Origin of the sequence: Brachyspira catarrhinii, assembly GCF_005518285.1 — a bacterium.
Classification (GTDB): Bacteria; Spirochaetota; Brachyspiria; order Brachyspirales; family Brachyspiraceae; genus Brachyspira; species Brachyspira catarrhinii.
In genome coordinates this window covers 1-1,084 of sequence record NZ_SJDU01000575.1, presented here as the reverse complement: position 1 = coordinate 1,084, position 1,084 = coordinate 1, and the positions used below count along the sequence as shown (strand labels likewise).

Below are 1,084 nucleotides of genomic sequence, written 5' to 3'. Positions count from 1 at the left end.
AATTTTTAATTTTAATATAAAACTAAATAAAAAAGAGACTCACAAAAATGCAAATCTCTTTTATAAATATTTAATTAATCAAATCTTTTTTATTTTTTGGGATTTTCAAATAAATGTTTAATATCCGTTTTTTCCCAAGTGAAATCTTTATCCTCTCTGCCGAAATGTCCGTAAGCCGTAGTTTTTTCATAAATCGGTCTTCGCAAATCAAGATGTTTTATTATTCCCGCTGGAGTCAAATCGATTTGTTTCGTTATTATAGCCGCCAAAACTTCGTCATGAACTTTGCAAGTCCCGAAAGTATTGACATAAACCGAAAGCGGTTCTGGAACTCCGATAGCGTAAGCGAATTGAACCAAAGCTCTGTCGGCAATTTTGCTCGCCACTATATTTTTAGCGATATATCTCGCCATATAGCATGCGCTCCTGTCTACTTTTGTCGGGTCTTTTCCGCTGAAAGCTCCTCCGCCATGCGCTCCATGTCCGCCGTAGCTGTCGACTATTATTTTTCTACCCGTGAGTCCGCAGTCGCCCATAGGTCCGCCGACTACAAATAAGCCCGTAGGATTGATATAGTATTTTGTATTTTCGTCAAGCATATCTTTAGGACATATTTCGTTTATAACATGTTTTTTTATATCCTCTTCTATTTGTTTATGCTCTATTCCTTTTGCATGTTGAGTGGATATAACGACAGCCTCTATTCTTGCCGCTTTTCCGTCTTTATATTCGATTGTAACCTGACTCTTTCCGTCTGGTCTCAAATAATCGAGTATTTTTTCTTTTCGCACTTTAGCCAACCTTTCGGCGAGTCTATGAGCCAAATGAATAGTCAAAGGCATAAAAGTTTCAGTTTCGTTTATAGCGTATCCGAACATTATCCCTTGGTCGCCCGCTCCTTCGCTTTTATTTCCTTCGGTTTTGTTAAATAAACCTTTTCCTACGCTAACTCCCATATCGATATCGGGAGATTGCTCATGTATAGATTCCATAACGGCGCAAGTATCGGCGTCAAATCCCATGTCGCTGCTCGTATAACCTATTCGTCTAACCACGCTTCTTGCGATTTTTTGATAATCCAATT

At 38.5% G+C, this 1,084-nt stretch carries 1 protein-coding gene; it reads right to left on the bottom strand.

Annotated elements, in window-relative coordinates; genetic code table 11:
• Window positions 1–89 precede the first annotated feature (89 nt).
• Window positions 90–1,084: methionine adenosyltransferase (gene metK / locus EZH24_RS12415; protein WP_137999365.1), on the bottom strand; the 995-nt coding region annotated here is incomplete at its 5' end.